Annotated in this window: 3 protein-coding genes; 1 reads left to right on the top strand and 2 read right to left on the bottom strand. The window is 61.4% G+C overall.

Going from position 1 to position 5,205, the window contains the following annotated elements; all coding sequences use genetic code 11:
- Both QRN48_RS24910 and gltX read right to left on the bottom strand, forming a co-directional pair.
- Nucleotides 1–292: hypothetical protein (locus tag QRN48_RS24910; RefSeq protein ID WP_285354059.1), on the bottom strand; the 292-nt coding region annotated here is incomplete at its 3' end.
- Nucleotides 262–1,743, bottom strand: a complete 1,482-nt coding sequence (gene gltX, locus QRN48_RS24905) for a glutamate--tRNA ligase (RefSeq protein ID WP_285354058.1) — start codon at nucleotides 1,741–1,743, stop codon at nucleotides 262–264. The genes QRN48_RS24910 and gltX, both read right to left, overlap by 31 nt.
- Before the next feature lie 421 nt (nucleotides 1,744–2,164).
- On the opposite strand from gltX, the gene QRN48_RS24900 reads away from it, so the two are divergent.
- Nucleotides 2,165–5,205 (top strand): DUF6531 domain-containing protein (locus tag QRN48_RS24900; RefSeq protein WP_285354056.1); only part of this gene is annotated, 3,041 nt, incomplete at its 3' end.

Genomic DNA, 5,205 nt, shown 5'->3' with positions numbered 1-5,205 from the left:
AACCGCTGACCTCCTGCATGCCATGCAGGCGCTCTCCCAGCTGAGCTATAGCCCCACAATACACTTGCAGATGACGCCGCGTTACCGCGTGTTTCTGCGTTGCCGTGTGGACGGGGCGCATATTAAGTGCGACCCGGAAAGCTGTCAAACTCTTTTTAAAACAATTCCAAAAGAATTTTTCGGGATAACAATCACTTACCGCCACCCGGAAAATGCCCCCGAAGATCGGCCACTGCAACTTGCGCAGCGGCCACGGCTCGGTCAGCCAATGGCGCCGAGCACTTTCTCCCACTCTTTGTTCTCTTTTTTCGACACGCCGCCGAGCATGTCCAGAGCCTGGCGCAGACGGAAGCGGGTCAGGTCCGGGCCCAGAATCTCCATCGCGTCAGTGACCGATACCGAGTTCGCCTGACCAGTAATGGCCGCGAACATCAATGGCATGGCGTCGCGCAGCTTGAGCTCCAGGTGCTCGACCACCGCCTGAATGCAACCTGTGATCCTGTCCTTTTCCCACTGACGCAGCGATTCGAGCTTCCACAGGATCAGCTGAATGACCTGACGCACCTGCTCTGGCGAAAGCTTCTTGTGCTCGAACAACTTAGCGTCCGGGGTCACACCGCCAGCAAAGAAGAAGCCGCCCAGCGGCGCGATCTGGCTGAAGGTTTCGACGCGGCCCTGCACGTGAGGCGCGATCTTCATCATGTAGTCACTGTTGAACGCCCACGTCTGCACGCGGCTGGCGAACTCCTCCACCGGCAGCTCACGCAGCCACTGGCCGTTGAGCCACGACAGCTTCTCGATGTCGAAAATCGGCCCGCCCAGCGACACACGGCTCAGGTCGAAGTGCTCGACCATCTCGTCCAGCGAGAACTTCTCGCGCTCGTCAGGCATCGACCAGCCCATGCGACCCAGGTAGTTGAGCATCGCCTCAGGCATGAAGCCCATGCGCTCGTAGAACGTCACCGAAGTCGGGTTCTTGCGCTTGGACAGCTTGCTCTTGTCGGGATTGCGCAGCAGCGGCATGTAGCACAACGCCGGCTTGTCCCAGCCGAAGTATTCATACAGAAGAATCAGCTTGGGCGCCGACGGCAGCCACTCTTCGCCGCGCAGGACGTGAGTGATGCCCATCAGATGGTCGTCGACGACGTTGGCCAGGAAGTAGGTCGGCAGGCCGTCGGTTTTCATCAGGACCTGCATGTCCATGCGATCCCACGGGATTTCGACCTCGCCGCGCAGCATGTCCGGCACCACGCACACGCCTTCACTCGGCACCTTCATGCGGATCACATGGGGCTCGCCTGCAGCCAGGCGACGCTCAACTTCTTCTTTGGGAAGCAGCAGCGCGCGGCCGTCATAACGCGGGGTTTCACCACGGGCCATCTGCTCGGCGCGCATCTGGTCAAGCTCTTCGGCGGTGCAGAAGCACGGGAAGGCATGGCCGGCATCAACCAGTTTCTGCACGTATTGTTTGTAGATATCGCCGCGTTCGCTCTGGCGATACGGGCCGTGGGGGCCGCCAACGTCAGGCCCTTCGCTCCACTCGATGCCGAGCCAGCGCAAAGCGTCGAAAATCTGTTGTTCGGACTCGCGGGTCGAGCGCAGTTGATCGGTGTCTTCGATGCGCAGGATGAATTCGCCGCCGTGCTGTTTGGCGAAGCAATAATTGAACAGCGCGATGTAAGCCGTGCCAACGTGAGGGTCGCCGGTGGGCGATGGCGCGATGCGGGTGCGGACGGTGGTCATGGAAAATCCCGAATAGGTCGAACAAGCCGCGAATCTTAACAGGCGCGGCCTGCGTGGCTCCAGCGTCGGTGCTTGACGGGCCGCACAATCGTGGCAATGCAAGGACTGGCGGCCCCGCCCTCCCCGCCGGGAACGAACTAACCGAGTCTTCCAGCGAATGCTGCGCGATCATGGCCGGCCATGATCGCGACGATGTGGTCGTGCTGATCGCCCTGGCCGTTTTTGCCCAGTGGACCGGCTGGCCAGCGAACCGGAAGATGCCGAGTTCATCAAGCATCTTTTTCCGATCCGTAGAAATGAAGGCACAGTGTTGTAGTCCTCTTCTGAAAAGCGCCGACCCTGCTCCTTTTTTGTTTCTGAGTTCAGACAACGCAGCTCAAAGCGTTTAGATTACGCCGTTTCTCAAATAGCAGGACAAGGAATGTCTGACGCACTCTGGGCCGCTCGGGTGGGCGATGCGTTGTCGCACACCTCAATGATGGCCGACATTCTCGGGGGCGTGCTGGAGGTGGCTGCCAACGTTGCCATCGGCGCACTGGCGACCGCTGCGGTGGTCGCGGCGACAGGAATTACGGTGGCCACCGGCGGCATCGGCGCCTGCGTGCTGGGCGCGGTGGTCGGACTGGTTGTCGGTGTGGTGATGAGCAAGACCGGGGCCGACAAGGGCCTCGGTTCGTTGTGCGAGGACATCGCCAACGGCTTGTTCCCGCCCACGCCTCAGGCGAATATTTCGACGGGCTCCACCGACACGTTCATCAACGGCATTCCCGCCGCGCGCGCGGCAGGGAGCGTGCCCTCGACGCTGGTGCCAGCGGGCTCACCTGACATTGCAGAAGCCGAGGGACACGAATCCCGGGAGGAACCGGGATTTCTCGATATGGCCAAGGGGTTCTTCGCACAGATGTGGCGCCCCACCGTCGCGACGCCGGGCCCGGGCGTCGTGCCCAAGCCGCTGGACCTGGTGCTCTGCACGCGGCACCCGCCGATGCCACCCCAGATGCTTGCCGAAGGTTCGGACAAGGTCACCATCAATGGCCAGCCCGCCGTGCGCAGCGGCGACCGCAGTACGTGCGACGCGACAGTCGTGTCCTCGGGGCTGATATCGCCCAACGTGCGCATCGGCGGCGGCAAGGTGGTGGTGCGGGAAATCCGCAGCGGCAAGACGCCCGGGGTTGGCCTGGCAATCACCGCACTGATGATGCTCAAGGGCAGCAAGGGCAAGTTCCTCAGCAACCTGCCGTGCATGCTGCTCAGCGGCGTGAATGCTTTTGTCGTCAGTTCGGCCATGGGTGCGCTGACCAACGCCATCGCCGGTTCACCAAATCCGGTCCACGCCGCGACCGGCGCCAAGGTTCTGGGCGGCGTTGAAGAGCTGGACTTCGTGCTGCCGGGCATCCTGCCCATTGAGTGGCAGCGCTTTTACAGCAGCCGTGATGAGCGCAGCGATGGCCTGTTCGGCACGGGCTGGAGCGTGGCATTCGAGGTCAGCGTGAACATCGAAGCCCATCCGCAGGGCGGCGAACGGCTGATCTACATCGATGAGCAGGCGCGCAGCATCGACATGGGGGCGATCCCGCTTGGCGGCGCGGTATTCAGCGCAGGCGAAGGGCTGGCCGTGAAACGGCATGGCAATGGTCAGTTGCTGATCGAGAGCGAGGACGGGATCTATCGGCTGTTCGAGCCGACGCCAGGGGTTTCTTCGTTGCTGCGCCTGACTCAGTTGGGTGACCGCAACGACAACCGCATTTATCTGGATTACGACGCGCAAGGTCGGCTGGCTCAACTGCGCGATACGTTTGATGCGTTATGCGTATCGCTGGCGTATTCGGCGCAATGGCCAGGACGAGTTGAACGTGTCGACCGCGTGTTCAGCGATCAGACCCGGGAAACTCTGGCGAGCTATGCCTACGACGCTGTCGGCGACCTGGCCGAGGTTCGCGATATCTCTGGCACGTTACAGCGACGTTTTGCCTACGACAGCAGGCGGCGCATGGTCGAGCATCAACTGCCGACCGGCTTGCGCTGTTTTTATCAATGGATGCTGATTGATGGGCGCGAATGGCGCGTGGTTCGTCACTGGACTGACGAAGGCGATGAGTACCGCTTCGACTACGACCTGGACGCTGGCAGCACGCAGATCACCGACAGCCTGAACCGGCGCAGCACGCGCCTGTGGAACAGTCAGCATCAGATCATTGGGTACACCGACAATCTTGGCCAGACCTGGGAGTTTACCTGGAACGACGAGCGTCAGTTGCTCTCTGCTGTCGATCCACACGGCGGCAAGTGGTCGTACAGTTACGACGACGCTGGCAATCTCAGTGCCACAGAGGATCCGCTTGGGCGCAGTGATTCCACGGTCTGGCTGGAGCACTGGTCGTTGCCCCTGGTTGAAACCGACGCCGCCGGCAACAGTTGGCAATACCGCTACGACCCGCGAGGCAATTGCACTCAGGAGACCAACCCGCTGGGGCATGTCACGCGCTATGGCTACGACGCGCGCGGCCAGGTGATCGAAATCATCGACGCCATCGGCAAGCGCAAACAGCTGCGCTGGAATGAATTCGGCCAGTTGATTCAGCACGTGGATTGCTCGGGTTATCCGACGGCCTTCAGCTACGACCAACGCGGTTACCTGCAGGGCATCACCGACGCGCTGGGCGAGCGCACGCTTTATCAGCACAACGCCCAAGGGTGGCTGCTGCGCAGTCAGCTGGCGGATGGTCGGGCCGAACATTACTCGCGTGATGCCAGCGGATTGCTCACCGGTTATACCGACCCGTCCGGCGATACCACAAGCTATGAGTACAACCGCCGGGGTCAGGTACGGCGACGCCTCGACGCGCACAACCGCCAAGTGCAGTTCAGCTACGACGCCTTCGGCCGGTTGCAGGCGCTGACCAACGAGAATGGCGAGAGCTATCGCTTTGTCTGGGATGCCGCTGATCGGCTGATAACGCAGCATGATCTGGATGGCAGTCAGCGGCGTTATGGCTACGACGCGCTGAGTCACCCGGTTCGCATGGAACAGCTACCTGCGCCCGATGAAAACCAGCGCGTCGCGGCTTCGAGTATTCATTTACTGGAGCGCGACGGAGTGGGCCGCCTGATCGCAAAAGCCACTGCCGACGGGCGTACTGAGTACCGTTACGACCCGCTGGATCAGCTGATTGAGGTCGCGTTTACCGATGAAACGGGCCACCACCAAAAGCTGGGATTTGCCTACGACCCGATGGGCCAGTTGGTCAGCGAGCACTCGGCGGCTGGCGCGTTGCAGCATCACTACGACGAACTCGGCAACCTGACTCAAACGCTACTGCCTGATGGTCGGTGGCTCAATCGCCTGCATTACGGCAGCGGCCATCTGCACCAGATCAATCTAGACGGGCAGGTCATCAGCGACTTCCAACGTGATCGTCTGCATCGCGAAGTGCTGCGCAGCCAGGGACAGATCAGCACGCG

The sequence above is a fragment of the Pseudomonas sp. ME-P-057 genome, assembly GCF_030208975.1.
GTDB lineage: Bacteria > Pseudomonadota > Gammaproteobacteria > Pseudomonadales > Pseudomonadaceae > Aquipseudomonas > Aquipseudomonas lutea.
Note: the sequence above shows the minus strand (reverse complement) of the source record. Positions and strands in the feature narration are given on the sequence as shown.